Annotated in this window: 29 protein-coding genes; 15 read left to right on the forward strand and 14 right to left on the reverse strand. The window is 71.4% G+C overall.

The genetic code is table 11. The features are described 5' to 3' along the window. Window positions 1-31: 31 nt before the first annotated feature. Window positions 32-1,438: a helix-turn-helix transcriptional regulator gene (locus A6F73_RS40020; RefSeq protein WP_159398715.1), complete on the reverse strand. Its 1,407-nt coding sequence runs from the start codon at window positions 1,436-1,438 to the stop codon at window positions 32-34. Between the two features lie 181 nt (window positions 1,439-1,619). Here A6F73_RS40020 and A6F73_RS44265 point away from each other — a divergent pair, with 181 nt between their 5' ends. The 4 genes from A6F73_RS44265 to A6F73_RS35825 are packed head-to-tail and all read left to right on the forward strand — an operon-like array spanning window position 1,620 to window position 4,714. Beyond that, window positions 1,620-1,754, forward strand: coding sequence for a hypothetical protein (locus A6F73_RS44265; RefSeq protein WP_279634973.1), 135 nt, complete (start codon window positions 1,620-1,622; stop codon window positions 1,752-1,754). A 14-nt stretch (window positions 1,755-1,768) separates the two neighbouring features. Next, complete coding sequence (locus A6F73_RS35815; RefSeq protein ID WP_063352488.1) at window positions 1,769-2,986, forward strand: cupin domain-containing protein; 1,218 nt, start codon at window positions 1,769-1,771, stop codon at window positions 2,984-2,986. Next, window positions 2,983-3,885, forward strand: coding sequence for an aldo/keto reductase (locus tag A6F73_RS35820; protein ID WP_063352489.1), 903 nt, complete (start codon window positions 2,983-2,985; stop codon window positions 3,883-3,885). The genes A6F73_RS35815 and A6F73_RS35820 overlap by 4 nt, the downstream gene beginning before the upstream one ends. Next, the gene (locus tag A6F73_RS35825) at window positions 3,866-4,714 is read left to right on the forward strand and encodes a hypothetical protein (RefSeq protein ID WP_063352490.1); all 849 of its coding nucleotides are present in this window, start codon (window positions 3,866-3,868) and stop codon (window positions 4,712-4,714) included. Before A6F73_RS35820 ends, A6F73_RS35825 begins: the two co-directional genes overlap by 20 nt. 164 nt (window positions 4,715-4,878) lie before the next feature. Here A6F73_RS35825 and A6F73_RS35830 read toward each other — a convergent pair whose 3' ends face one another. The 3 genes from A6F73_RS35830 to A6F73_RS41970 are packed head-to-tail and all read right to left on the reverse strand — an operon-like array spanning window position 4,879 to window position 7,447. After that, complete coding sequence (locus tag A6F73_RS35830; RefSeq protein WP_159398716.1) at window positions 4,879-6,858, reverse strand: hypothetical protein; 1,980 nt, start codon at window positions 6,856-6,858, stop codon at window positions 4,879-4,881. A gap of 35 nt (window positions 6,859-6,893) precedes the next feature. After that, complete coding sequence (locus tag A6F73_RS35835; protein WP_063352492.1) at window positions 6,894-7,169, reverse strand: hypothetical protein; 276 nt, start codon at window positions 7,167-7,169, stop codon at window positions 6,894-6,896. A gap of 5 nt (window positions 7,170-7,174) precedes the next feature. After that, window positions 7,175-7,447, reverse strand: coding sequence for a hypothetical protein (locus A6F73_RS41970; protein ID WP_063352493.1), 273 nt, complete (start codon window positions 7,445-7,447; stop codon window positions 7,175-7,177). A 307-nt stretch (window positions 7,448-7,754) separates the two neighbouring features. Between A6F73_RS41970 and A6F73_RS35845 the strand changes: the two genes are divergently transcribed. The 5 genes from A6F73_RS35845 to A6F73_RS35865 all read left to right on the forward strand — a co-directional run bounded on the left by A6F73_RS35845 (window position 7,755) and on the right by A6F73_RS35865 (window position 12,088). Next, the gene (locus tag A6F73_RS35845) at window positions 7,755-8,978 is read left to right on the forward strand and encodes an FAD-dependent monooxygenase (RefSeq protein ID WP_063352494.1); all 1,224 of its coding nucleotides are present in this window, start codon (window positions 7,755-7,757) and stop codon (window positions 8,976-8,978) included. Next, window positions 8,975-9,448 (forward strand): RidA family protein, encoded by a 474-nt coding sequence (locus A6F73_RS35850; RefSeq protein ID WP_063352495.1) that lies wholly within the window; start codon window positions 8,975-8,977, stop codon window positions 9,446-9,448. Before A6F73_RS35845 ends, A6F73_RS35850 begins: the two co-directional genes overlap by 4 nt. Next, complete coding sequence (locus A6F73_RS35855; RefSeq protein WP_063352496.1) at window positions 9,445-10,266, forward strand: SDR family NAD(P)-dependent oxidoreductase; 822 nt, start codon at window positions 9,445-9,447, stop codon at window positions 10,264-10,266. The genes A6F73_RS35850 and A6F73_RS35855 overlap by 4 nt, the downstream gene beginning before the upstream one ends. A 96-nt stretch (window positions 10,267-10,362) precedes the next feature. Then, on the forward strand, window positions 10,363-10,956 hold the full coding sequence (locus A6F73_RS35860) for a TetR/AcrR family transcriptional regulator C-terminal domain-containing protein (protein ID WP_063352497.1): 594 nt from the start codon (window positions 10,363-10,365) through the stop codon (window positions 10,954-10,956). A 145-nt stretch (window positions 10,957-11,101) separates the two neighbouring features. Further along, a complete protein-coding gene (locus A6F73_RS35865; protein ID WP_063352498.1) occupies window positions 11,102-12,088 on the forward strand; it encodes a LuxR family transcriptional regulator in 987 nt (328 codons plus the stop codon). Between the two features lie 27 nt (window positions 12,089-12,115). On the opposite strand, the gene A6F73_RS35870 is transcribed toward A6F73_RS35865, so the two are convergent. Then, window positions 12,116-13,030: an NAD(P)H-binding protein gene (locus tag A6F73_RS35870; protein ID WP_063352499.1), complete on the reverse strand. Its 915-nt coding sequence runs from the start codon at window positions 13,028-13,030 to the stop codon at window positions 12,116-12,118. A 118-nt stretch (window positions 13,031-13,148) separates the two neighbouring features. Further along, a complete protein-coding gene (locus tag A6F73_RS35875; RefSeq protein WP_063352500.1) occupies window positions 13,149-14,258 on the reverse strand; it encodes a WYL domain-containing protein in 1,110 nt (369 codons plus the stop codon). A gap of 96 nt (window positions 14,259-14,354) precedes the next feature. Here A6F73_RS35875 and A6F73_RS35880 point away from each other — a divergent pair, with 96 nt between their 5' ends. Continuing rightward, window positions 14,355-14,753, forward strand: a complete 399-nt coding sequence (locus A6F73_RS35880) for a VOC family protein (RefSeq protein WP_063352501.1) — start codon at window positions 14,355-14,357, stop codon at window positions 14,751-14,753. A gap of 182 nt (window positions 14,754-14,935) precedes the next feature. Next, window positions 14,936-15,409, forward strand: a complete 474-nt coding sequence (locus A6F73_RS35885) for a nucleoside deaminase (protein ID WP_063352502.1) — start codon at window positions 14,936-14,938, stop codon at window positions 15,407-15,409. Window positions 15,410-15,689: 280 nt separating this feature from the next. Here the strand turns inward: A6F73_RS35885 and A6F73_RS35890 are convergent, their stop codons facing one another. Both A6F73_RS35890 and A6F73_RS35895 read right to left on the reverse strand, forming a co-directional pair. Further along, entirely contained in the window at window positions 15,690-16,058 is a 369-nt protein-coding gene (locus A6F73_RS35890) for a hypothetical protein (RefSeq protein ID WP_063352503.1), read from the reverse strand. Window positions 16,059-16,187: 129 nt separating this feature from the next. Then, window positions 16,188-16,640 carry an SRPBCC family protein gene (locus tag A6F73_RS35895; RefSeq protein WP_063352504.1) on the reverse strand — a complete coding sequence of 151 codons (453 nt, stop codon included), beginning with the start codon at window positions 16,638-16,640 and terminating at the stop codon, window positions 16,188-16,190. Window positions 16,641-16,966: 326 nt separating this feature from the next. On the opposite strand from A6F73_RS35895, the gene A6F73_RS35900 reads away from it, so the two are divergent. Then, on the forward strand, window positions 16,967-18,043 hold the full coding sequence (locus A6F73_RS35900; RefSeq protein WP_063352505.1) for a mechanosensitive ion channel domain-containing protein: 1,077 nt from the start codon (window positions 16,967-16,969) through the stop codon (window positions 18,041-18,043). Between the two features lie 15 nt (window positions 18,044-18,058). Here A6F73_RS35900 and A6F73_RS35905 read toward each other — a convergent pair whose 3' ends face one another. Next, complete coding sequence (locus A6F73_RS35905; RefSeq protein ID WP_063352506.1) at window positions 18,059-18,829, reverse strand: maleylpyruvate isomerase N-terminal domain-containing protein; 771 nt, start codon at window positions 18,827-18,829, stop codon at window positions 18,059-18,061. A gap of 202 nt (window positions 18,830-19,031) precedes the next feature. On the opposite strand from A6F73_RS35905, the gene A6F73_RS35910 reads away from it, so the two are divergent. Together A6F73_RS35910 and A6F73_RS35915 are read left to right on the forward strand one after the other, a co-directional pair. After that, window positions 19,032-19,337 (forward strand): GNAT family N-acetyltransferase, encoded by a 306-nt coding sequence (locus A6F73_RS35910; RefSeq protein WP_063352507.1) that lies wholly within the window; start codon window positions 19,032-19,034, stop codon window positions 19,335-19,337. Window positions 19,338-19,454: 117 nt separating this feature from the next. Next, entirely contained in the window at window positions 19,455-20,201 is a 747-nt protein-coding gene (locus A6F73_RS35915) for an SDR family NAD(P)-dependent oxidoreductase (protein ID WP_107453157.1), read from the forward strand. Between the two features lie 85 nt (window positions 20,202-20,286). Here A6F73_RS35915 and A6F73_RS35920 read toward each other — a convergent pair whose 3' ends face one another. The 4 genes from A6F73_RS35920 to A6F73_RS35935 form a co-directional block, all read right to left on the reverse strand. After that, entirely contained in the window at window positions 20,287-21,270 is a 984-nt protein-coding gene (locus A6F73_RS35920) for an alpha/beta hydrolase (protein ID WP_063352508.1), read from the reverse strand. A 395-nt stretch (window positions 21,271-21,665) separates the two neighbouring features. Then, window positions 21,666-22,268 carry a hypothetical protein gene (locus tag A6F73_RS35925; protein ID WP_159398717.1) on the reverse strand — a complete coding sequence of 201 codons (603 nt, stop codon included), beginning with the start codon at window positions 22,266-22,268 and terminating at the stop codon, window positions 21,666-21,668. A gap of 171 nt (window positions 22,269-22,439) precedes the next feature. Continuing rightward, window positions 22,440-22,874 carry a hypothetical protein gene (locus tag A6F73_RS35930; RefSeq protein WP_063352510.1) on the reverse strand — a complete coding sequence of 145 codons (435 nt, stop codon included), beginning with the start codon at window positions 22,872-22,874 and terminating at the stop codon, window positions 22,440-22,442. A gap of 47 nt (window positions 22,875-22,921) precedes the next feature. Then, a complete protein-coding gene (locus tag A6F73_RS35935; protein ID WP_159398718.1) occupies window positions 22,922-23,311 on the reverse strand; it encodes a hypothetical protein in 390 nt (129 codons plus the stop codon). Between the two features lie 209 nt (window positions 23,312-23,520). Between A6F73_RS35935 and A6F73_RS41975 the strand changes: the two genes are divergently transcribed. Beyond that, window positions 23,521-24,870 (forward strand): hypothetical protein, encoded by a 1,350-nt coding sequence (locus A6F73_RS41975; protein ID WP_159398719.1) that lies wholly within the window; start codon window positions 23,521-23,523, stop codon window positions 24,868-24,870. Between the two features lie 921 nt (window positions 24,871-25,791). Here A6F73_RS41975 and A6F73_RS35945 read toward each other — a convergent pair. Beyond that, the gene (locus A6F73_RS35945; RefSeq protein WP_063352512.1) at window positions 25,792-26,598 is read right to left on the reverse strand and encodes an alpha/beta hydrolase; all 807 of its coding nucleotides are present in this window, start codon (window positions 26,596-26,598) and stop codon (window positions 25,792-25,794) included. Window positions 26,599-26,628: the final 30 nt, after the last annotated feature.

Consider the following 26,628-nt stretch of genomic DNA (forward strand, 5'->3'; position numbering starts at 1 on the left):
GTTCTCTCAAGGTCGGCAGAGACTTTGGTGATCACACTTCATGGAGCAGGAGGCTGTCGAGTGCCTGCCGGAACCGGGCGACCTCTGGTACACCACCCCACCCGTGCAACAGGGCGTCGAGTCGGGCCAGTTCGGTGAAAATCCGGGCCGATCCGGTGCCCGCGGCGATCGACAACGCCGCACAGGCGGTTTCGGCGGCCCGTTCGGGGCCCTCGACGGACAGTTGGGCGACGGCCGAGCGGGAGAGGTAGACACCGCGATCGCGTCGGTAGGTCGCGGGTAGGGACCGGATCGCCTGTTCGAATCCTGCCACCGCTTCGCGGTGGCGGCCCAACAGCGCCAACGACCGGGCACGCTGGGCCTCCACGTACGCTTCGTTCAGCCAGCGGCCACGCCCGACCGGTGCTTCGGGCCGCTCGGCGAGCAGCGAGATCGCTTGGTCGAAGGTGTGCTGGGCCGTCCGTTCGTCGCCCCCCAGTGCGTGCCCGTGCGCCGCGTACACCGCCCCCATCGCACTCAGCCGGCTTCCGGGACCGGCCAGGCGCTGGGCGGACGCGGCGAGATCGATGGCCTCGATCGAGTCCTGCATGTCGCCGGCGAGCTGGGACTTCCGGGCCATGATGTAGGCGGTGAGGTCCTGGTCGCTGGAAGCAGTCGCCCAGTCGACGGCTCGGTCCGCCCAGTACTGGGCGGCGCGGTGGTCTCCGCTGTCCTGGTAGAGCCAGCTGCAGAACTCGGCGTACTCCGCCTGCACTTGCAGCAGGTCGTGCCGGTCCCGACCGGAAGCCTCGCGGCGCAGGTACTGGATGAGGCGGACGTGTTCCTGTGCCGTGGCGACGACCTCGCGAGGCCCGAGGACGTTGTCGCACTCGACCAGCGATCTGCGGAGCGATCTCATGTTCTCGACCGGGTGGACATCCGGGGAAAGGACGGATCGAACGTCCGGCACCGTGAACCTCGACGAGGCAGTGGCACCCTCAGCGGTGGTGACACCCCGCAGCAGGGCCTGGCGCGGCATGGTCACGAAGACGATCCTCCCGTCGGCGGTCCGGCAGCCGACCCGGACGCCGCCGTCCATGAGCGCCATGGACACGGCGCCGGCTTCCGCGCCGGCCAGGGCTCCGCCGACGCCAGACCCGTCCCACTCCGCGGGTGTGGCATGCCGAGCAGGTCCACCGGAGGGCGACGCGGTTCGCGCCGACCGCGCATGGCTGGCGGGCACCGCCACTTCGGCAGGCGCCAGCAGCAAGGCGAGTTCAGTCGGAGCAACCCTCAGTAGCCTGGCGAGGTTTGCCATCTGCCACGGGCGTGGAAGTCCGGCGCCGCGCTCCCACCGGCCGACCGTCGTCCGGTCGACCCCCATCGCGGCCGCCAAGGACTCCTGCGTGAATCCCGCGCTCACGCGTTGCGTGATGAGTCGCTCGCGCCGTGCACTCATCACCCACCTCCTGCCGCGCTGGAAGTCCGTCCGCTGCAGGAGATGCCAGGCCAGACGCCGGTTTGCCACACGGATGCCTCATCGATGCATCAATTCTGCTCTGTTCAAAGCGCGTTCGCAGCGGTTCTCTGAGGTCTCGCCGGATGAACCGGCGAGCACGATCGGGAAGGAAGGTCAAGACATGGAGATCACCGTGCAGACGAAGGCCGACGAGGACGGCCTGCTGGTGGCCAAGCGGAACATCACCGCCGCCCGCGCGAGGTCCGAACAGCCCTCCGACGTCTCCGGCGGCCGTTCCGACGGCAACGACAACTAGCCGGAGTGCCCACGATGCCTGACACCGCCTCGTGGGCGGCGCGTCTGGGCGGGGACCAGTTCCTCGCCCGGACGCTGCACCGCTCCCACCTCGTGATCCCGGGCGACCCCGCCGATGTCGCAGGCCTGCTGTCCTGGGACGACCTGAACAGCATCCTGTCCACCCACCGTCTGGAACCGCCCCGACTCCGTCTTTCCGCTGACGGGGAGACCCTGCCGGCCCACCGGTACGCGACCGCCACCACCAACCGGCGCGCGGCCACCTGGCACAGGCTCCAACCCGCCGATCTCCACGCCCGCCTGGCCGAAGGGGCCTCCCTCGTCCTCGACGCCATCGACGAGATCCACCCACCGATCCGGTCCGCCGCCGAGGACCTCGAACGCTTTGTCGGTACCCCCGTCCAGGCCAACGCCTACGCCTCATGGACGAAAAGGGAGGGCTTCGGCACCCACTGGGACGACCACGATGTCGTGGTCGTCCAGTTGGACGGCGCGAAGCGTTGGCGCCTCTACGGACCGACCCGGACCGCGCCGACCTGGCGCGACGTCGAGGCGCCCGCCGAGCCGACCGGCGAACCGATCGCCGACCTCGTCCTGACCGCCGGCGACATGCTCTACCTCCCCCGCGGGTGGTGGCACGCCGTCACCGCCGATCAGGGCAGCGAGTCCCTCCACCTGACCTTCGGCCTCGTCTCCCACACCGGAGCCGACCTCCTCGGCTGGGTCGTCGACCTGCTGCGCGCCGACGCGGCCCTACGCCTGGACGTGCCGCGCTTCGCGCCGGCGGACGACCAGGCGGCCTACGTCTCAGCTCTCCGGCGGGCGGTCGTCTCCGAACTCGACGACCCGGAGTTGCTCGCCCGGTGGGCGGAATCGCTGGACACCACGCACGGGGGCCGTCAGGCTCCCTCGCTTCCGTTCGTCATCGGCCTTCCGACGCCCCGGAGCGAGGACGACGAGACCATCACCAGGAGGGTGAAGGTCGTACTCACAGCGCCCCGTGCACGCCTGACCCGCAACCAGACGACGGGAACGGTGACCCTGGCCGGAGCGGGCACCGCGTGGGACTTCAAGGACACAGTGGCACCGGCCCTGGGCCTCCTCCTGAACGGAGGGCCGGTGGGCGTCGGGGAGTTCGCGGACGCCGCCGGGATCCGGGTCACGGACGCGGCGACGCTCCTGTCGGAGCTCCTCGCCGGCCAGGCCGTCCGGGTCGTGGAGACGGGCCGGTGACGGCAGCACTGGGCCTGGGCACGTACCGGGTGCGCAACGTCGAGCAGGCGGCACGCACCGCCTTGGCCGCCGGAGCCCCTTGGGTGGACACCGCACCCAACTACGCGAACGGCCAAGCCCACCACGACCTCGCCCCGGTGTTCCGCGACCACCCCGGAGTCCGATTGGCGACCAAGACCGGCTTCCACGCCGCTGACCAGGGGCGGGCCGCCATCTCCGCAGGAGTCCTCGATGCGGCACAGCCCCACGCCGGACACAGCCTCGCGCCGACCTTCGTGCGCTGGCAGACGGAGAACACCCTGGCCGAACTCGGCTACGCGGACATCGTCTTCGTGCACAACCCTGAACGCTCCGGCCAGCACCGGCCGCAGCTCCACGCTGCGCTGCGGAACGCCGTCGCGGTGCTGGAGGAACTCGCCCACGCGGGCCGGATCGGCGGATACGGGGTGGCCACCTGGTCGGGGCTGGAGTCGGGCGCCTTCACCGTCCCCGACCTCGTCCGCCTCGCACGAGAGGCCGCGGGTTCCGGTGAACACCACCTCGTCGGCCTGCAACTGCCTGTCAGCCTGGTCATGGCCGATCCGATCACCCAGGCCCTCGATGGCCGGACGGGACCTCTCGGCCAGGCTGGCGACGCGGGCATCACCACCTTCGGCTCCGCCCCGCTGCACGGGGGCGAGCTGCCCCACCTGATGACGCCCGAACTGATCGATCTCATCCGCCCCGGATTGACCGCCGCCGCAGCCGCGCTCCTGCCGGTGGCGTCCTGCCCCGGCCTGGACGTGACGCTCTTGTCCGCCAGCAGCGCCGCGCACTGGGACGATGCTCTGGCAGCCATCGCCACACCGCTGGACACCGACCACCTCAGGAGCGTGATCCGTGCAGTCGCCCCCCGATGAGTCCACGCGCAACCGGATGGAAGCCGCGCACGCCACCGCGGCGAGGCTCCTGGAACTGAACTGCACCGGCATCCCCGCGTGGGGATTCGCCGGATGCACCATCGGCCGGCGGGCGGGCGACCGGTGGCTCCGCGTCGCCTCCGCCTCCCGCTCCAGCAGCCGAAAGCAGGGGGAGGGCGTGATCGGAGCCGAGGCCCTCATCCCGGACGACGTCCCCCGGCCCCGACTCCACGGCGTCCTCGACTGGGCGGAAGGAGAACACGGCTACCGAGCCGACGTGATCGACCACATCACCGACCCGGTCGTCTCGACCCGCCCCGAACTCGCCTCCGACCCGAACCTCCCCGACACCTGGTGGCACGCCCTCCACACCGCGACGCAGCACCTGGCAACCGCCGAGGGGACGAGAACCACCGTCCGGGACACCTGGATCCAGAAGGCGTTCCCGCAGTACCTCGGCGTCCCCGGCCCGGCAGTTGTCGAGCGTGTCACCGGACACGGCGACTTCCACTGGGGCAACCTCACCGGTCCCACTCTGACCATCCTCGACTGGGAACGCTGGGGGCTCGTGCCCCTCGGATTCGACCCCGGCCTGCTTCACGCCAACAGCCTGTTCGTGCCTGCCGTTGCCACTCGGGTCCGCCGCGAGTTCGCCGCGGTCCTGGACACCCCGGCCGGCCGCATCGGCGAGCTCGCGGCCATCGCCGAGATGCTCCAGGCCGTCGCCCGGGGCTGGTACCCGGAGCTGGCCGCCCCGCTCGCCGACCGGGCCCGCGAGCTGACCGGCGTCACGCCACCGCAGGGCGCCGCCCCCGAACTCGTCAGGTAGACAGCGGACGTGCGTGGGGAACAGGTCGAGCCCGTGGTGGCGACCGTCGCCGGACCGCGTCGGTGCGCAGCAGGCCGCCACGCGCCGGTCGGCCCGAACCCTCTCGGGGTTCGGGCCTGACGGTGGCGGCCTGCGCACGCGGCGGGTGTGCGGCTGGGGTGTGATCAGCCGATCTGGCCCCAGGGAGAGAAAGGACCGCCGGGAGTGGCCTGGCTGCTGCCGACGACGTTGCCGTTGGCGGAGGTCACATAGATGGCGATGGTGTTGAACTGGCTGAACACCACGCTCGGGTCGCTGGCCACACCTGTGGGGTCACCCGCGTCCGCGATCGTGACCCACGATCCGAACGGTCCGCCCGGGGTGTTCTGGTTGCTGCCCTGGATGGTGCCGCCCGTAGTACGGGCGTAGAGCACCATCGTGCCGTTGGGCACCTGAAGCGCAGCCGGCTTGCCGACGAACCCACCACCCGTCGAAAGCTGCTGCCAGGGAGAGAAAGGACCACCCGGCGTGCCCTGACTGGCACCGACGACATTGCCGCTGACGGACGTCACATAGACCGCGATGGTGCCGGACTGAGTGAACACCACACTCGGGTCACTCGCCACACCCGTCGGATCACCCGCATCCGCAACCGTGACCCACGACCCGAACGGACCACCCGGCGTGCTCTGGTTGCTGCCCTGAATGGTGCCGGCCGTAGTACGGGCGTAGAGCACCATCGTGCCGTTGGGCACCTGAAGCGCAGCCGGCTTGCCGACGAACCCACCACCGGTCGAAAGCTGCTGCCAGGGAGAGAAAGGACCACCCGGCGTGCCCTGACTGGCACCGACGACATTGCCGCTGACGGACGTCACATAGACCGCGATGGTGCCGGACTGAGTGAACACCACACTCGGGTCACTCGCCACACCCGTCGGATCACCCGCATCAGCAACCGTGACCCACGACCCGAACGGACCACCCGGCGTGCTCTGGTTCGTGCCCTGGATGGTGCCGGCCGCAGTCCGGGCGTAGACCACCATGAGGCCGCTGGGTGTCTGGAGCGCGGCCGGCTTGCCGACGAACCCGCCACCCGTCGAAAGCTGCGCCCACGGAACGAAAGGACCGCCGGGGGTGTTCTGGTTGGTGCCGTACACGTTGCCGTCCGCACCGACCCGGTACAGGGCGATGGTGCCGTTGCTGGTGAGCACCGTCGAGTCGGCGGTGCCCCGGGCGTTCGGGGCCTGCGGCGCGATGGTGAAGACGCCGCCCTGGTAGGTGTGTTCCTGGCCGTCGATCTCGTTGGCGATCATCGAGATGTTGAACGTGCCTGCCGCCAAGGGGGCGGTGTCGAAGGGGACTTGGTAGTTGGTGGCGCCGCCGCTGGTGGCGCGGAAGCGGTTGTAGTAGCCGTTCGGGCCGGTGACCACGTAGTCGAGCCAGTTGATGATGCCGCTCTGCGTCGGGTGTGCCGTGAGGTTCAGCGTGCCGGACACGGTCTGGCCCGAATTGAAGCCCCACAGCAGGACGTTGAAGTCGGCGGGGATGGCGGGAGCGAGGTTCTTGGAGCGCAGCAGCTCGAAGGAGGAGGTGGGGTAGCCGTCGATGGAGGACCAGTGGGTGTTGGCCGAGTACTCCTTGGTCGGGACGCTGCTGTTGTCCTCGGCGATGTACGTGAAGTCGCCGGCGGCCTGGTTGGTCCAGCCTGCGAACAGGTTGATGTGCTTGCCGGCGACGGCGAGGGCGTCGCCGGGCTGGAGCTGGGACCAACTGCCGAGCTTGGTGCTGTACTTCGGGTCGTCGATACCGGGTGCGGGGTACGTGACCGGCGGGCTGCCGGGGAGTTGCCAGGCCATGTCGACGAGGCCGCCGCAGTCGGTGCGGTACGGGCCGCCGACCGCGCTGTCGGAGAACGACTGACCCTCGTTGTAGGTGACCCCGTGGGCGACCCAGTCCCGGGCGCGCTGGACCATCTGGGCGCCGGTGAGCTTGTTCCCGACACCGGTGCCGAGGGTGCCGGTGGAGGTCGGCGCCTTGTTGCCGTCCGGGTAGTAGGTGCCGTCCGCGGAGGCGGGGGAGGCCGTGAGAAGACCGGCGGCCACGGCGGTCGCGGCAAGCACGCAGACGCGGCGCAGGGCACGGGCAGGACGGGGCGTGCTGGGCATGGGGGTCCCCTTGGACATGGGTAGGCGAGCGATGGTCAGTGCGGGTGGACGGCGGCGGCGTACCGGCCGGCCGTTGCTGCGGTGAGGGCCCGGGCCAGCAGGTTCTCGGCGAGGGCGTGCGCGGTGGCCGGGCCGTCCGCGCGGACGAAGAGCACCAGGGCGATGCCGTCCCGGTCCGGTACGGCGCGGATGTGTTCGAGCCCGTGCTCCGGGGTGGCGTGCGCCCACAGGATGTCCTCGACGATCCGCGCCTCGGCGGTCGTGGTGGGCGCACCGCTGATGTCCACGACGGTGGCCCGGACGGCGAGCACCGCGATCAGTCCCAGCCGATGCCGCTGGCGGACGGGCCGGCCGCAACCGGCGGCACGACGGTGGAGCCGTCCCAGCCGATGCCGTCCCAGCCGATGCCATCCCAGCCGATGCCGTCCGCGGCCCCGCCCGCCACGACCGCGGGGACGACGGTGGGACCGTCCCAGCCGATGCCCGCCGGCGCCGTGGTCGCGGCGGTGGCGGAGGCCGCGGGCGCCAGGATCCCCGACAGGGCGACGGCTGCGACGGCGGTGGCGAGCAGGCGGGCGGTCTTGGACATGGCGGCACCCCAGGCGGCTTGAGTGGCAGGAGATCTGATCGACAATCAGATGTTCGGGAGGCTGTGCGGCGGTTGCCCCGCCGCCCTCCCGGTGACCACCATCCTGCTGGCACCGCCCGCGCCCCGGAAGGCGAGAGCCCCGTCAGCAACCGGCCTGGCCGCTTCAGGACCCGACGCCCTGCCGCCCGCCGCGCCGCCTGCGAGACCCCCGCGCCCGCCGTCGGCTCGCAGCGGTTGATTTTTGGTCACTGACCAACTTTACTGGATACAGAAGTTGGTCAGTGACCAAAACTGGAGGTAGTAAACGATGCCCGGAATCAAGGCGCTGGTCTCCGGCGCCGGCATCGCGGGCCCGTCGCTCGCCTACTGGCTGGCGCGGTACGGGGCGCAGGTCACGGTGGTCGAGTCCGCACCAACCCGCCGCACCGGCGGGCAGCTGATCGACATCCGTGGCTGCGGACGCGACGTGATCGCCAGGGCGGGCGTGGCCGAGGCGGTCCGTGCCGCCCGCACCCGCGCGGACGGGCTGTCGTTCGTGGATGCGCACGGTCGGCGGCAGGCATCGATGCGGGCGGACGGCTTCGGCGGGGACGGGCCGGTGACCGACACCGAGATCCTGCGGGGCGCGCTGGTGGAGATCCTCCACGAGGCGACCAGCGGATCAGCCGAGTACGTCTTCGGTGACCGCATCAGCGCACTCGACGACCGGCGTGACGGCGTGCACGTCACCTTCGAGAAGTCCGCACCACGCCGCTTCGACGTCGTGGTCGGGGCCGACGGCCTGCATTCGGGCGTGCGCGCCCTGGCGTTCGGCCCGGAGGACATGGGCGGCCCGCGGCTGCGCCACCTCGGCCACTACCTGTCGTTCTGGACCGCCCGGAACACGCTGGGGCTGTGCGACTGGACCGAGGTGTACTCCGAACCGGGCCGCACCATCGGAGCCCGCGCCGTGAACGGCAACACGCAGCTGATGGCGCTCCTCTCCTTCCGGTCCGCCCCGTTCCGCTACGACCCTCGCGACAGCGCCGCGCTGAAGACCGTCGTGCGCTCGCGAGCCGCCGGAATGCGCTGGCACGCCGACGAGCTGATCGCCCAGCTGGAGGACACTGCGGACTTCTACTTCGACGCGTGCAGCCAGGTGGTGCTGCCGCACTGGGCGTCGGGCCGGATCGCCCTCGTGGGCGACGCCGCGTTCTGCGCCTCGCCGTTGTCCGGGCACGGTACGACCATCGCACTCGTCGGCGCCTACGTGCTCGCCGGTGAGTTGGCCCGGGCGCGGGGAGACGTCGTCGCCGGGCTGCGGGCGTACGAGGAGCGGCTGCGGCCGTGGATCAGCCGCGTCCAGCGGTTCGGGCAGGGCAACGGCAGGACGATGACGCCGCGGACCCCGGCCGGCATCGCGTTCCGGCGCGGCGTGGTGGCGCTCCAGGAGCGGCTGCCGCTCGGCGATCTGCTGTTGCGCGACCAGATCCGCCTGTCGAACGGCTTCGCGCTGCCCGACTACACCCCCTACGAGAGGGCCCGGCCGTGATCGAGCATGTCGACCCGCCCGCGCTGGCCCCTCCGATCGGCGGCCTCTACCACCATCTCGCGATCGTCCGCTCGGGATCCCTCGTCGCGATCGCGGGACAGATCGCCCTGGACGCCGAGGGCCGTCTCGTCGGCGAGGGCGATCACGCGGCCCAGGCCGAACAGGCGTTCCGCAACGTCGCCGCCGCGCTGGCCGCGGTCGGCTGCGGTCCGCGCGACCTGCTGAAGAACACCGTCCACGTCGTGGGGCACCGCCCCGAACTGGTCGAGCCGATCTTCGCGGCCGGCCGGCGGGCCTTCGGCGGCCACTGGCCCCGCACGGCGAGCACGCTCATCGGCGTCCAGGCCCTCGGCCGGCCCGAATGGCTCATCGAGGTCGACGGCCTGGCCGCCGTCCCCGCGCACTCCCGGCTCACCCCGCACGGTCGGCAGGAACCGGCCGGCACCGAGGAACACAGGAGCACGGCATGACCACGAAGACGAAGACCTGGTTCATCACCGGCGCCTCCAAGGGCTTCGGCAGGCAGTGGGCCGAGGCCGCCCTGGAACGGGGCGACCGCGTCGCCGCGACGAGCCGCACCCCCGGCGCGTTCGACGACCTGGTCGCCTCCCACGGCGACAGCCTGCTGCCGATCCGGCTGGACGTCACCGACCGCGCGGCCGTCCACGCCGCCGTACGCCAGGCGGCCGACCGCTTCGGCCGCCTCGACGTCGTCGTCAACAACGCCGGCTACGGCCTGTTCGGCATGGTCGAGGAGATCGGCGAAGAGCAGGCCCGGGCACAGATCGACGTGAACCTGCTCGCCCCGCTGTGGGTCACGCAGGCCGCGTTGCCGCACCTGCGGGCCCAGGGCGGCGGACACATCATCCAGGTCTCCTCGATCGCCGGCGTCTTCTCCCTGCCGGGCCTGGGCGTCTACCACGCCTCGAAGTTCGGCCTGGAGGGGTTCACCGCCAGCCTCGCCAAGGAGGTCAAGGACTTCGGCATCAAGGTCACCCTGGTCGAACCCGCCGGATACTCCACCGACTGGGCCGGGCCCTCCGCCGTCCACGCCGAACCCCTGCCCGCCTACGACGGTTTCCGCGCCGCCATGCAACGCCCGGCCGGAGTGCGCGGCGAGCCGACCGCCACCCGCGCGGCGATCCTGACCGTCGTCGACGCCGACGAGCCGCCCCTGCGGATCTTCTTCGGCAAGGGGCCCCTCGACGTGATCCGGGCCGAGTACGCCTCCCGCATCGAGGAGTGGGGGCGGTGGGACGCGGTGTCCCAGGCTGCGTTCGGCGCCTGAACAGGACCCTGAACAGGCTGCTTGTACCGAACAGGCTGCTTGTAGCATGACCGGGAAGTCGCCGGTGGGTGGCGGGGAACGGAACGGGACACGAGGATGCGCTGGACGCTGGACGACGTGATCGAGGCTGCGTTCACCACGCTCGAAGCCGACGGCCTCGACAAGCTGACGCTGCGCGGGGTCGCCCGGACCCTCGGCTCCCACCTCAACTCGGTGAGCTCGTACGTGAAGACGAAGCAGACACTCATCGAGACGATGGCCGACCACATCGTCGGCTCCGTCGACGTCACCCACCTGCCCGACGAACCGGTCGAACGGGCCCGCACGGTCGCCACCCGCTACCGGGACGCTCTGCTCGCACACCGCGACGGCGGCCGCCTGGTCGCCGGCACGTTCGCCGGCACGGGCAAGACCCTGCGCGTGGCCGAGACCATCGCCGGCGCCCTGCTGGACGCCGGACACCCCGAGCCGGACGCCGCCCGCCTGTGCTGGTCGATCGTCTACTTCACCCTCGGCCTCACCCAGGAGCAGCAGACCCCCTCCGACAGCCCCCGCGGCTCGTTCCACGACCTCGTCGCCACCGGCAGCTACCCCGCCCTCGCCCGGATCGGCGAGCACCTCATGGTCACGGACTCCTTCGACAACCGCTTCCACTACGGACTGTCACGGCTGCTGCCCCCGAGAGCCTGACCCCGCGAACGGGAGGCGAGCACGGCGAATCGGCCGGGCCCCGTCCGGGGCAGGGCTGCTTGTGGAGTCGAAGCCGGGCTGGGATGATCCCGATGTGTCGCACGGCGGCACGGCACGTTCGACGTCGCACCGGGGGGCTGCGCGCATGCTGGACATGCTGGGGTTGGACCGTGTCTCGGAGGACGTCTACCGGGCCATGCTCGCCGATCCGCAGGGCGGCGTCAGGGAGTTGTGCGACCAGCTGGGCCTGCCCGAGCCCGCCGTACGGGAGGCCCTCGACCGGCTGGCCGATCTACAGCTGCTCCGCGCCTCCCGGGAGGCACCCGGGGTTCTGCTGCCGGTGAGCCCGGCGCTCGGCCTGGAGCTGATCCTGCACCGCCAGGAGCAGGAACTACTGCGCCGCCAACAGGAGCTGGAGATCGGCAAGGCCGCGGCCGCCCGGGCGATCGCCGAGTACGCCGACCTGCGGCCGAACACCCCGGCCGAGACCGCCGAGCGCCTGGTGGGCCTGGACGCGATCCAGGCCAAGCTGGAGATCCTCGCCCAGGAGGTCACCGGGGAGTGCCTGTCCGTGATGCCCGGCGGAGCGCAGTCCCGGGCCAGCCTGGACGCCTCCCGGCCGCTGGACGAGGCGGCCATGCGGCGCGGGGTGGCGCTGCTGACCCTCTACCAGGACAGCGTGCGGCACGATCCGGCGACGCTCGCCTACGCCCGCTGGATGACCGAGGAGAGCGGGCTGGTCCGCACCTGCCCGACGCTGCCGCCCCGGATGCTCATCTTCGACCGCCAGGTCGCCGTGGTCCCGATCGACCCGGCCCACACCCGGCTCGGCGCCCTGTGCACGCGCGAGCCCGGGATCGTCGCCTCCCTGGTCGCCCTCTTCGAGCGGACCTGGCAGGCCGCCGTCCCGCTCGGCGCCGACCGGCGCAAGGACACCGGGACCGGCCTCAGCGCCACCGAGCAGGAACTCCTGCGGCTGCTCGCGTCCGGCCTCACCGACGAGACCGCCGGCCGGAGCCTGGGCCTGTCGGCACGCAGCGTCCGCCGCCAGATGGCCGGGCTGATGGAACGCCTCGACGCGTCGAGCCGCTTCGAGGCCGGCCTCAAGGCGGCGCAGCGCGGCTGGCTCTGAGCGACCGCTCCCCCGGCACCCGGCCGGCTACGGCTGCCGGGCGAGCAGGTCCTTGATCACGGTGTCGAACCCCCGCGGGGGGCGACCGAGAAGGTCGGCGACGTCGTTCGTCGCCCGGTCGTACCGGTTCTCGCCGTGCAGCCTGGCCATCGTGGCGATGTGGTCGAACACGTGGTCCGGCAGGCCCTGGCTCTTGAGGTCGTGCTCCAGCCACTCCTGGTAGGGCACGTCGACGTACGTCACGTCGCGGCCCAGGGCGGCGGAGAACTCGGCCGCGATGGCCGTCATGTCGCGGGATCGAGCCCCGGTCAGCTCGTAGACGCGGCGGGCCCGGGGAGCAGGATCGAGCAGGAGTGCGGTGACGACCTCGGCCACGTCGGCGGCCGCGACCGGCGAGGTCCGGGCCGAGCCGAAGGGAAGGCGGATCGTGCCGTCCCGCCGGATCGAAGCGGCCGCCACCTTGGTGAAGAGCGGATTCTCCATGAACACGGTGGGCCGGACGTGGACGACCGGCGCCCCGGACCAGTCGAGGACGTGTTCGGCGAGGTAGTGCAGCCGCTGCTGCCGGGACTCGGCGTCGCTGGTGAGATCCATCTGCGAGACGGTCATCTGCGAGATGCTGACCAGCAGTTCCAGGCCGGCGCTCTCCCGGGCGGCGGCCGCCACCGTCGCCGCGGCCTCCAGGTAGGCGGACGACACGCTCATCCCGAAGTAGGCCCGGCGGCAGCCGGCCAGCGCCTCGACCACGTCCGCACCACGGGTGAGGTCACCAACCAGCACCTCCACTCCGCCCATCGTCCTCAGATCCGAGGCCCGCTCGTCGTCGTGGTGTACGAGAGCCCTGACGGGCACGTTCCGCGCCCGCAACCGCTCCAGGATCCTGCGTCCGACTCCGCCGACGCCGCCGCCGGCGCCGGTGACAAGGACAGGTTCTACGAGCACGGCGACTTCCTCCTACCTACCTGACCGGGACCTCCGGTGCACTGCCAACGCTCCCGCGCCGGGAAGGTTCTGCGGGTCCTCGGGCGCATCGGCTTCCGTGAGGCCAGGGCGGGACCCCTCAGTGTCCGGTCCGGTCCGGGTCGCAGGCCTGGCGGGCGGAGGCGGCGAGCCGGTCGGCGAGCGCGATGACGAGGCCGCGGAGTTCGTCCGGTCGCTCGATGACGAACGGCCGGTCGAGCGAGGCGAGTACGGGGGGCAGCCAGTCGAGCCGCTCCGCCCGCAGTTCGACGTGCAGCCACCGCTCGGTGTGCGGATCCGTTCCTTCCTTGGGCGCCGGTACGGGCTCCTCGATGCTCGCGACGCTGGCGGGGAGCCGGGCGCGGATCTGCTCGACCGTCCCGTGGATCCGCAGGGTCACCTCGTACCGGTACGCGGCCTTGGCGAGCCCGGACAGGACGCGCCGGGCCGGATCGAGCCCGGCGGGCGGCTCGAACGAGCCCGGTAGGGGCCTCGCGTCCGCGATGCGATCGAGCCGGAAGGTCCGGTCCTGGCCGATCTCGGGATCGACCTCGGGATCGGTGCCCGTGACGTACCACCGCCCGGCGTGGGTGACGATCCCGTACGGGTGCAGCGTGCGTTCGCTCCGCCGGCCGTCCCGGGCGGTGTACCTGATCGAGAGCGGGCGGCGGTGGCGCACCGCGTCGGCGACGGCGAGCAGGACGCCCGTCTCCGGGGTGGCCGCCTCGCCTGGCTCGGCCGTGAAGGCGAGGGATTCCAGGACGGCGTCGAGCCGACGGGCGAGGCGCTCGGGCAGTACCCGGCGGATCTTGGCCGCCGCCGTCTCGCCCGCCGTTCCGGTCGCGGTCGCCGCCCCGCCCGCGGTCCCAGTCGCGGTCCCGGTCGCGGTCCCGCCCGCAGTCCCGCCCGCGGTCCCGGTCGCCGTCAGCAGCCCCGCCCTGCGGCCGACGACGAGGCCGAGCAGCACGGCGAGCGCCTCGTCGTCGTTGAGCATGAGCGGAGGCAGGCGGTACCCGGGGGCGAGCCGGTACCCGCCGTAGCGGCCGCGGACCGCCTCGACGGGGATGTCGAGGTCGACCAGGTGGTCCACGTACCGCCGCACGGTACGCCCGTCGACGCCGAGCCGGTCGGCGAGTTCGGCCACTGTCCTGATGCCGCCCGACTGCAGGAGTTCCAGGAGGGTGAGCACGCGGCTGGTAGGTCGGCCCATGTCCACGAGCCTAGCGCTGATACCGGACCGATTCTGTCCACTATTTCCTCTACCGTCCGGGGTGCAACGGCTTCACCGACCTGAGGAGAGCGCACCATGGACTTCGTTTCGATCCGGATCATCACGGGCGACATCGCACGCCTCGTCGGCTTCTACGAGCGGGCCACCGGGGTACGGGCGCACTGGTCCACCGAGGACTTCGCCGAACTGCGGACCGCCGGCGGGACCCTCGCGATCGGCAGCACCCGGACGGTGGCACTGTTCGCGCCCGGCTCCGCCCGTCCGGCCGACAACAACAGCGTGATCTTCGAATTCCTCGTCGCCGACGTGGACGACGTGTACCGGAACCTGACCGGCTTCGTCGCCGACTTCGTGACCGAGCCCACCACGATGCCCTGGGGCAACCGGTCGCTCCTGTTCCGTGACCCCGACGGCAACCTCGTCAACTTCTTCACCCCCGTCACACCGGCGGCCGTCGAGAAGTTCGCCCGCTGACGACAGCCCGGCCGCCTGGGCGGGGGCCGGTCCCAGCGGCACGCTCCGCACCGGCTCGCGGGCCCGGGCCGCCGCCGGGGGTGGTCGCGGGCGGAGGGCGGCTGGGGCAACCTGGTACCACCACCCCGCCCGACCGCGACACCATGGGCCCGCCCCACCGCCGATCCCCTGAGGAGCACGTCATGACCGACCGCACCCGCGAGCACCTGCTCGCGGCCATCGAGATCGCGGCCGACGCCCGGGCGCACGGCAACCACCCCTTCGGAGCGCTGCTGACCGACCCCGCCGGGAACGTCCTGCTCACGGCCGAGAACTCGGTGCTCACCGACCGCGACGTCACCGCCCACGCGGAGACCAATCTGGTGCGGGAGGCCTCGCGCACCCTGGCCCCGACGCAGCTCGTCGACGCCGTCCTGTACACGAGTACCGAACCGTGCGCGATGTGCGCCGGGGCGATCTACTGGAGCGGAATCCGCAAGGTCGTCTACGCGCTCGCCGGGGCGGAGCTGAACGCCATCGCCGGGGTGGACCCGGAGGAACCGGTGCTCGACCTGCCGTGCCGCCAGGTCTTCGCCGCCGGCGGCAGCACCGTGGAGGCGTCCGGCCCGCACCTCTTCGAGGAGGCCGCCGCGGTGCACACGGGGTACTGGGGGTAACGCTCCGGCCCGCCTCTTGGGACTCCTCGGTCGGACTGCTCAGGGCTGCTCAGTCCGGCGGCTCGGGCGGGCGGGGCACGCCGGGCTCAGGCTCAGGCCCGGGCGGCGCGGGTGACGGCGTAGCGGGGCCCGGGAGTACCGGATCCGGCGGCGGCTCGGGCACGCCGGGCGGCAGCGGAGGATCCGGCACCAGGGGCGGACTGACGGGTCCGACGGACTGGGACTGCGGCTGAGGCTGGAGCTGCGTGGAACCGTACGGCATGACTGCTGCTCCCTTTCGTCAGAAGATCCGACCGCCGTAGAACGGGTCGTAGTAGAGCCCGTAGCGGTCGCGGACGTCGGCCGACACGTCGGCCGCGCCGTCGTCGAGGCCGGGACCGTTCCTGATGTCGTCCTTGGACCGGTCGACGTACACCTTCTGCTCGCCGATCTCGATCCGGATCACGGTGCCGGCGGGCAGGAGCACCCGCCTGCCGAGGATCCACGGACCGGTGTCGACGACCAGGTGCTGGGCGCCGACGGCCTCGGACAGCTTGTCGATCTTGCCGATCGCTCCGTCGGTGGCCTCGACGTGGAAGCCGATGAGGTCGGTGCCCGCCGTGTGACCGGCGGTGTCCCGGAACTCCCAGATGTTGACGCGATCACTCACGACCGTCTCCTTCCGTCGTCGGGTCTGGCTGTCGGGTCCGGCTGTCAGGTTTGGCTGTCAGGTCTGACTGCCTGATCGGGCTGTCGGATCGGGCTGTCGGTACGCTTCGGCTGCCCCCGATCCGGAGGTTCATGCCACTGTGTCGTCGACCGTGGCCTCGACCGGCCCGCCGCCCTCCTCGACGTGACGCTTGAAGTCGGTCAGGTCGTCGATCACCCGCCGGTCGACGAACCCGAGGGCCTCCGCGAGGTGCTCCCAGAGCCCGTGCGGTTCGACCTCCAGCTGGAACATCACCCGGGTGGCGGCGTCGCCCACGGCGTGGAAGGTGACCACACCCTGGTGCCGCACCGGGCCAGGGCCGCTGTCCCACGCCACGCGGTCGTTCTCCACCAGCTCCGTGGTCACGGCCCTGAACTCGCGCGGGCCGGCGGCGGTACGGACCACCCAGCTGGTGTCCTGGCCCGACCGGTCGACCCTGACCACACCCCGCATGAACTGCGGGAACTCCTCACACCTGACCCAGCTCTCGTAGACCGTGCCGAGCGGCGCCGCCACCTCGACGGACTCCTCGATCCGGTGCATCGCTCCTCCTGACATGTCGGTGCCCGCCCGGCCGGCGGGCCTTCAAGCCCCGGCTGCCCCGTTCCCGGGCCGATATGCACCCCGCCTGAACCCTCGACGCGGACCCTCGGCCCGTCCTCCTCACCCGTCTCCCCCGCCTCATCCCCCTCACCCGAACGGCCCATCGCCGTTGCCGGACCCCCACCTCACCTCCGGCAGGTGTGAATCCCGCCGAACGGGAAAACGGGGTCCGGGAAGCGGACCCGGGGAAGGCCCGCCCACAGCGCCGGCCCGGGGAAGGCCGGCCCACAGCGCCGCGCTGCGGCCGTCGCGGGAGGAGAGCGAGCGTGTGGTGGAGCCTGTTCCGTCTGCTCCTGGCAGGTACGGGGGTGGCCCTGACCACCTACGTCCTGGACCGGACCGCCGAACGGCTGGTCCGCAGATTCGCCCCGCACCGGCCCGGCAGCGTCATGCCGGGGATGCTGCGCAGCTGCCGGCGTCCCCTGGTCACCGTGCTCGCCACCTCCCTGTCCCTCGCCGTCCAGCCGTGGGTCGGTGGTTCGCCGGAGACCCGGGAGCAGCTGCACCACGTCCTGGTCCTGCTGGCGATCGCCTCCGGTGGATGGCTCGGCGCCCGGGCGGTCGGGCTCGTCGTCGAAGGCGCCGTCCGCCTCGCCGTCCACCGCCGCGACCCCTCCTCGGCCGGCCGCGCCCGCACCCAGGCGGGTCTGCTCGGCCGGATCTGCCAGGCGATCATCGCGATCGCCGCCCTGGGCGCGATGCTGATGACCTTCCCCTCCGTACGCGGCATCGGGACCAGTCTGCTCGCCTCGGCGGGCCTGGTCGGTGTGGTCGCGGGCATCGCCGCGCAGAGCGTGCTGGCCAACCTCTTCGCCGGGGTGCAGCTGGCCTTCGGCGACCTGGTCCGGATCGGCGACGTGGTCGTGGTGTCCGGCGAGTGGGGCACCGTGGAGGAGATCACCCTCACCGCGGTGGTGATCGCCACCTGGGACCAGCGCCGCCTGGTGATGCCGATGTCCTACTTCGCAGGCCGCCCGTTCGAGAACTGGTCGCGCCGCTCCAGCCGGATCACCGGCACCGCCTTCCTCCACCTCGACCACCGGGCCCCGATCCCCCTGCTGCGCAAGGAGTTCGACGCGTTCCTCGCCGACAGCCCCCTCTGGGACGGCCAGGGCAGCGCCCTACAGGTCGTCGACACCACGCCCACCACCATCGTGGTCCGGCTCCTGGCGACCGCCGCCAACGCCGACGACGCGTTCTCCCTCCGCTGCCAGCTCCGCGAGCACCTGGTGACGCACATCTGCGAACACCACCCCGAGGCGCTCCCCCGGGTGTCCGTCACCCCGGCGCCCCGGACCGAGCCGGACACCTCGCGCGTCCCCTTCCCGCCACCCGCTCAGTAGTCACCCAGTAGCCCCTCAGTAGCCGCTCAGCAGAGCACGCACCCGTCGCAGCTCCTCCGGAACGGCCGTGCTGTGCCAGCGGCCCGGGTCCGCCGGACGTCGCCCCCACAACAGCAGGACGCGCACCGCGGCGTCGCTCTCGATGGTGGCCGGGCCCTCGGGCGGGGCCAGGGTGATGGACGCGCCACCGGCGTCCGCGGTCACCAGGACGTCGTCGGTCCCGGGGACGCGCAGGCGGGCCTCGACGCGCCCCCCGGGCCCGAGGTCGAGGCCGGCCACGCCCCGGGCCAGCAGCGGCCGGCCGACCAGCCGCACACTGTGCGACGTCATCCACGGCTCGGCGAGCGCCTCCCGGGCCGTACGGTCGTCGCCGGTGAGGTCCCACCGGTGGAGGATCAGCTCCTCGCGCAGGTGCTCGGCGAAGAACGGCACCGTCACGGTCCGGCCGGTCCACCGCACCTCGGTGTCCGGGGGCAGGTCGCTCTCCGCGGCCGCGGCGACCTCGGCCAGTTCGGCGCAGCGGGCGGCGAAGGCCTCCCACAGCTGTGCGTCGGACATCCGCCGGTACGGCTCCTCCCGATCGAAGCCGCGGGTCTCCACGGGCTCGCCCGCGTGGAAGGCGCGCAGGACGCGGGCGAGTTCCTCGGCGTTGCCGGTCTGGTGGGCGAGGACGTCCCGCACCGTCCACGCCTCGCACCACGTCCCGTCGTCGGGCCTGCGTTCCTGGACCGCCCGCACGAACGGGACGAGTTCCGGCAGGACGTCACTGACCGCAGCGGGAATCATGCGCCATGGGTATCCCGGCAGCCGCGCCGGGCAAACCTGCCGCCCGACAGTTCGACTGCCGGACGGTCACCTGGCGGTCCGGCCGGTATCCGTGGGCCCTCGTCGGCGACCGGACGACAAATGTTGATTCTTCAACTACAGTGGCGATGTCGCGCCACCCGCCACCGGCCCTCCCGGGCCGCCCCCACCTTGCGGAGGAACCATGGACCAGCTCGTCACCGACAACACCGAGAAGTCGCGCTTCGAGATCCAGGACGGCGGCGAACTCGCCGGCTTCGCCGAGTACCACCGCTCCGGCGACGAGATCGCCTTCATCCACACCGAGATCGACCCCCGCTTCGAGGGCCGCGGCCTGGCCGGCCGCCTGGCACGCGCGGCACTGGACACGGCCCGCGAGCAGGCACTCGCCGTACTCCCCTACTGCCCCTTCATCCGCGGCTGGATCACCAAGCACCCCGAGTACACCGACCTGGTCCCCGCCTCCCACCGAGCCCGCTTCGGCCTCTGAGCCGCAGGCCGGCCGGCGCCACGGCGACAAGCGGGAGGCTCCCCGGCCCCGGATTGCCAACTTCCCTTCCGGGGAGGCGGCTTGCCGGGCGCAGTGATGCCTCGCACAATCGCTGTCATGTCGACGAACACCTCGGAAAGCCACTCCGCGCCGTCCCCGGCCCCGGCCCCCGGCAGGCGCGTGCTCCTGATCGGCGCGTCCCGGGGCCTCGGCCTCGCCCTCGCCCAGGAATGGGCGCGGGCCGGCTGGCAGGTCGTGGCCACCGTGCGCGGCTCGGGCCGGACCGGGCTGCACGAGCTCGCCGATGCCGACGCCCACGCCGGGCAGGTCGAGATCGAGACCGTCGACATCACCGAGCCCGAGCAGGTCGCGGCGCTGAGCGGTCGCCTGGCCGGCCGGACGTTCGACCTGCTCTTCGTGAACGCCGGCGTCACGAACCAGCCCGAGGGTACGGTGGCGCAGACCTCCACCGAGGAGTTCGTCCGCGTCATGGTCACCAACGCGCTGAGCCCGCTGCGCGTCATCGAGGCCCTCCAGGACCTCGTCGAGCCAGCGGGCACGATCGCGGTGATGTCCTCGGGCCAGGGCAGCGTGGCCAACAACGAGCGCGGCGGCCACGAGGTGTACCGCGGCAGCAAGGCCGCGCTCAACACGTTCATGCGCAGCTACGCGGCCCGGCACAGCGGCGAACCCCGGTCCCTGGTCCTGATGGCCCCCGGCTGGGTGCGCACCGACATGGGCGGCTCGGACGCCCTGCTCGGCATCGACGAGAGCATCCCGAACGTGGTCAGGACGCTCGACGCCCTCCGGAGCAGCCCGGGCCTGCACTACGTCGACTACCTCGGCCGAACCGTGGCCTGGTGAGCGCGGCGCTCCGGAACACCACGGCGCTGATGGGCCGCGGGTTCGACCCGACCGTCGAGCCCGCGCAGCACCCTGCTCCCCCCGCTCAGGAGGGGAGGGAGGCGAGCCAGTCGGTCAGGATCCGGTTGACCTCGGTGGGGCGTTCCTGCTGGACCCAGTGCCCGCAGCCGTCGAGGATGTGGCTGGAGAGCAGGCCGGGCAGGGTCGCGGGGTAGGCCGCGATCGCGTCGGCCAGCCAGGTGGTGGAGGCGTCCCGGCTTCCGCCGATGAACAGGGACGGCTGGGTGACGGGGGCACCGTCGAAGTCGGCGAGGTCCTCCCAGTCCCGGTCCATGTTCCGGTAGCGGCCCAGCGCCCCGCTCATGCCGGTTCGCTCGAACTCTCCGGCGTAGACGTCGAGTTCATCCGCGCCGAGCCAGCCGGGCCGCCGTCCGGCGGGGAACCGGTCACGAAGTGTCCCGCCACGGCTGACGAAGTGCGGGTCGGGTGCGCCGGCCGCCGGCATGGTGTCGGCGGACAACGCGGCGTAGAAGCCCGCGAGCCAGCCGCGCACGTCCGGTTCGATCTCGGCCTCGGCCCGGCCCGGCTCCTGGAAGTAGGAGACGTAGAACTCCTCGTCGCCGCCCAGTTGCGCGAAGGCTTCGCTGGGCCTCGGTCCGCCCCTCGGGAGGTAGGGAACGCTCAGCAGCCCCACGGCACGGAAGACGTCCGGTCGGATCAGGGCGGAGTTGGCGGCGATGGTCGAGCCCCAGTCGTGGCCGACGATCACCGCGGACCGTTCGCCCAGGGCGTGCACCACCGCGACGTTGTCCTCGACCAGGTCGAACATCCGGTACGCGGTCACCTCCTCGGGCCTGGAGGAGCGCCCGTACCCGCGGACATCGATGGCGACCGCGCGGTATCCGGCAGCGGCCAGCACCGGCAACTGGTGGCGCCAGGAGTACCAGGACTCCGGGAACCCGTGCAGCAGCAGGACCAGCGGCCCGGTGCCCTGCTCCACCAGGTGGATCCGGCCGGCGGGCGACGGGACCAGCCGGTGAGTGGGGCCCGTGGTCCGCGACGGTGACATGTGTCCTCCTGGGATCTCGATCCGGCGTACGCCAAGTTCGGTTCGGCGAACCGACATTCGACGACCCGCTGTTCGGCGGCGTGATGCCGATGCAGTGCTGACGCAGTGCCGATCATGCTGCGCGCGTACCGCGGAGGGCGAGGCCTGTTGCCATTTCAGCAAACCGACCCGCGGCCCGCCCGTGGCGATGCTCCGATCGATCGCCACTATGGCCCGCACGGCTACGTTCTCGCGAGCAGCGCACTCAACTGCCCGATCCAGGTGTTCCGTAGGCAAACGCCCAGTTCCGGGCGGTCGAAGCGGCATCAAACCCACCGAGTCGTTCGGCACAGCCCACATGTTTCTCGCGAAGGTGTGCAAGGTGGCGCCGAGACGACACAGGTTCGCGCTGCGGGTCACCGATTCACGCTGGCCGGGCGTGGACGTACGAGATTGGCCCGTACTGCCTCGGATTCGTCGAACATGACGGTCAGATCGTCGGCGGGGATGGTGAATCGCCCTTGCGCCCAACGTCCTGCGACGAGCCAGGCCGAGTCCGACCGGTGGGGATCGCCCTGGTCATGGCGGACGGGCGCGAAGTCGAGCCGGATCCAGACGGGGGTGGCGCCTCCGGAACCCCATTCGATCCAGGCCAGCTCGGTGTGGAGTATCTCGCGGTGGAGCAGGCCGGACCAGCGGGGGTGGTCGGTGACCGGTATGAGCGCGGGGAAGCCGGAATTGCCGGGCCTGGTCGGGAACGTCTCGATCGGCTGGTCGAATACTTCGATGCCATAGCCGTCGAAGCTGTCGTTCCAGATCAGCGTGAACACCACGCCGAGGTGCGTGGTGAACTGGCAGCCGAAGGTCGGCTCGTGCCCCTGGCGCAGGTCCCATTCCTCGGGCTCAAACCCGTCGGGCCCACCGGTCGGCACGACGTAGTCGACCTGGTCGATGAGCAGGCCGCGCAGTGAGGCGACGGTTCGCTCCAGTTGCCGTGCTGTGGTCTTCGATCCGGTCATGACTACGATGATCACACTGAGCGGTGCGGTGTGCCGCTGTTTCTCTCCGCCCGGGCACCGCCAGGGCATGGGGTTCTCCCGTGACATCGCCGCCGGTTCGTCGATGTCCCCAACCGGCCGGGTCGTCGTGGACGACCACCCGGTCATGGGTGCAACCGTTCTCCGACGCCCCTACGCCCTGGAGAAGACCCGCTGCGTGTTCCCCCGCGGCTGACCGCCCAGGCTGGCCACCGCCCCCTCTCGCTCCTCCTGCAGATAGATCTCGCAGTCACCCCCGGAGTAGTAGTCCCGCAGCACCACGAAGACCCCCGACCCCGCGTCGTCCACACTCCCCACCCGCCAACTCCCCTGGTACTCCCCCAACGCCGCACCCTGCCCGACGGGATCCTTCGCGCAGAAGTACCCGTCGAGCCGCACCTCGCCGAGCCGGCCCCCCTCCCGCAGCTCGATCACCTCGTCCCGCGACGCCCAACGCCCCACGTAGTCCTTCGGATCCGGCCCGCCCGACCTGGCCTTCAGATACCCCGTCAGCCCCGCGATCAGCAGGACACCCATCAACAGGACGGCACCCTCCCGGGACTTCAGGTACGTCCATCGACCAGCCACAGCTCCCCCTCGCTCCATGCCGCCGCACTCGAAGTCACCACGGCACCTCAGCCCTTCTCCATGACGAACCCCTTGCTCGCCAGCAGCCACAGGTCCTTCTCGTTGGTCATGGCCGTCAGCCAGATCGTGCAGCTGCCTCCCCCGTTCTTACGGGTCGCCGTCACACACACCCCCCGACCGGCGTCGTCGAGGTAGGACTTCTTCCAACTCCCCTCCAGTTCCGTCGGCTGTGCCGGATCGGCCGCCGCGCTGTCGCACACGTAGGCCGGCACCGTCGCGGACCCGATCCGTCCATCCGGGAGGAACTCGAGCACCGCCGTACCGCCGCTCCACCGTCCGACCGGGTCGGACACGTCAGGCCAGGAAGGCCGGAACGTCAGCCACACGACCACGCCCACGCCGAGAACACCGAGAACCCCACCCAGCACGCCGAACAAGACGCGCCGTCCCCTCGCCACACGATCCTCCATCGAATACCTGATCGACCAATTCACATGACATTCGAGCACCGAGAACAGTAGTGACCGGTGTCCCTTCGCGGCGAACCTCTCGACCGGGCCTACCTGTGTGCTTCTGTCGCAGACCTGCCCACTCCTTGGCTCGCCGGACACTGTCCGCCTGTTGACATGCACGCGAGAATCATTCGGTGGACATCATCAGCGAACACTCAACGCCCCGCGGACGAACCCGCCGACGGGGAGCGAAGATCTCGCTCCTGCTCACCGCCCTTCTCGCCGGCTCCACCCTCCTCCCGGCGACGGCCTCCGCCGCCGGGCAGGACCCGGAGCAGATCTGTGGCAAGACGGTCCAGGGCCGCATCCTGGAAAAGTACCGGGAGTACCGGACCACGCTCGGCTGCCCCAAGGACAACGAGCAGACCGCTCCCGACGGGGTGGGCCGGTTCAGTGAGTTCGACGGCGGCTCGATCTACTGGAGCCCCTCCACCGACGCCCACGCCATCTGGGGCCTCATCCGCGACAAGTGGGCCGCCATGGGCTGGGAGAAGGGCTCCCTCGGCTACCCCACCAGCGACGAACTCTCCCTCCCTGACAGGGCCGGGAAGCGCCAGGTGTTCCAGGGCGGCTCGCTCTACTGGCATCCCACGCGCTCCAACGGCGTCCACCCCGTCTGGGGCCTCATCGGCCAGCGCTGGGGACAGGCGGGCTGGGAAGGCGGGGTGTACGGCTACCCCGTCACCGACGAACTCCAGCAGGAGGGCGTCACCCAGATGTTCGAGCACGGCCCCATCCGGTGGTCGCCGAACGAGACCGCGAACCCGCTGATCCCCCGCGCGAACGCCCAGTTCTTCCAGGGCAGCCCGGCCCCGGGCGATCTGAAGGAGAGCGCCACGCTGCTGCCCAAGGGCCCCGACCGGGGCGTCGTCGTTGTGCGCGGCTACATCGGCGACGACGGCAACCCGATCAACCACTCCCTGGGCAACCACCGCCTGTGGAGCACCGAACCCGAAGCCAGCTCCAAGGTGGCCATCGCCTGGGACACCGCCACGGGCCAGGTCGGGATCTACGTCGACCAGTCCTGCGTCGGGGATCTGACGTGCCGCAATGCCAAGCCTCTGGTACGCACGGAGCACGCCAAGGTGGTCCAGGACGACCGGACCCCGCAGAACGAGTACTGGGCGGAGCCCTACGGTGACGGCGGCATCCGGGTGGACGTGTCGGCGGTCAACTCGTTCGTGGACGTCCCGGGCTCGCAGTACGCGGACCTCGGCCGGATCAACGCGACGTTCCACATCTACCCGCATCGCTACGACGACAAGAACAAGAACTTCACCGGCTTCGACGTCGACACGAACAAGGACAAGTACCCGTCCTGGGAGGTCCTGCGCTACCCCCGCCTGCTGGAGAACTCCGGTTCCCCGCAGGCCCTGTGGCAGGGCGCCGTGTGGCAGGGTTCCATCACGGACCTGAAGGCCCCGCAGCACCTGTGCCACCGGAACGACCCGGACCACGCACCCGTCAACATGACCTGCAACTGATCAACGCGGCAGGGCCGGTCCGTCCGGTCTCCCGCTCAGTCCACCGGCACGACGTACGGCCTGGCGGAGTGGGCGCCGATTCCGGCGCTGCGGAGGCGGCCGGGCGAGGGACTCGTCGCCTTGGAGGCCCTGTACTCGTGAAGTTCCGGTCGGGGAGGACAACAGGTCCCACCGGCCGGAACTTCGACGAGTAGTGAGGCCCCTGGAAAGCACCGCACCGGTCGGGCCTTCTCACGTTCGCAGCCACCCCGATGAGCGCTCACGGTGAGATGAGACCGCCCAAGGTCCGGTGCGACAGGGCACCGGGCAGCCTCGATACCGCGCCTCGATACGCCCCACCCTGCCAACACCCGTGCCCGGCCTGCCCGGACGGGGGCAAGCCTCGGTCAGCGCACAGCGAAGGCCTCGGTGAGGGACCCACCGGGGGGAAGCTCTGAACACGGGATGTCGGACGCCTGTTCGGTGATCGATTCGCCGGTACGGGCGAGGACGACTCGAAGGCAGGCGCTCCCGACTTCGGAGGCCCCCCACCCCGTCGAGTACGCCACGTCAGCCATCACGCCCACGGTGCCAGAGCCGGATTCACGATGACTACGGCCCTACGGTTCGTCGATGTCCTCGACCGCCCCGGGGTTGTCGTGGAGCGGCCGGCCCCCACTCGCAGGCGGTGACCGTGGTGGCCGAACCGGCGACGAGGTCAGAGTTCGGGCGGACGGTCACCGTGGCGACCGGGTAGCGCAGGAACCGGCCGTCCACCAGCGCGGCCGCACCTGTGTCGCGCCGAAGCCGCCTGGCCCACGACCGCGCGAACCCGGCAAGGGTGGAGGCGACTTGACACCGCGCGACGCGTCCATGCGCGGCTTCTCGAACGCGATCGCGCCCCCGAGCGGGAACGCCGGTGCGGCCGCAGCGCAGCCCCGCTCACTGGCGGGCAGGTCGGGGCAGTTCGTCGAGCCAGGCCCCGATGAGGCCCTGGACGGTCTCGGCGCACTCGACCTGCGGGTTGTGGCCGACGCCGTCGAGCACCGTCGCCGCCATCCGGGGGTAGTGGTCGAGCAGGGCGAGTTGGTCGCGCCAGCCCACCAGGGCGTCCTGCCGGGTGGTGACCAGCAGGTGCCGGCCCTGGTGCTCCGGCGCGCGGTGTTCGGGCCAGTGCGGCAGCAGGAAGTCGGCTTCGAGTTCTACGGCGGCCGCCGGGTCGTGCGCGCGCCATCCCGGCCGGACGTACTGTTCGAAGAGCTTCCAGTTGCGCGTGGTGTGACGGGCCATGACGAGGCCGAAGAGTTCGCGGTCGGCGGGCGGGAGCCGGTCGAGGAGCTCGTCGTCGCGCTTGGCCACGGTCACGCCGGGCAGGGTCCGGTCGGGGCCCCAGTGCACGACCGGTACGAGCAGCGCCGAGCCCAGGACCTGCGCCCCGAACCTCGCCGTCACCGCCCGGGCCAGCTGTCCGCCGAACGACTGCCCGAGCACGGCGAAGGGCTGCTCACCCAGTTCGGTGTGGATCCAGTCGAAGACGGCGTCGGCCAGGGCTGCCGCCGATGTCGTCCCCGGCAGCCGGGGGCTGGTGCCGTGGCCGGGGAGGTCGAGGTAGAGCCGCCGCCACCCGGGGCGGTCGGCGAAGGCGGGTTCGACGGGGAGCAGGACCCGGTGGTCGACGGTGTAGCCGTGGATCATGACGAGCGGTGTGCCGTCGCCGAATTCGAGGTGCCGGATGGCGGAGTCGGTCATGACGGAAGGGTCCAACCATCACACCAATGG

Source organism: Streptomyces sp. MJM8645 (assembly GCF_001625365.1).
Lineage (GTDB): Bacteria > Actinomycetota > Actinomycetes > Streptomycetales > Streptomycetaceae > Kitasatospora.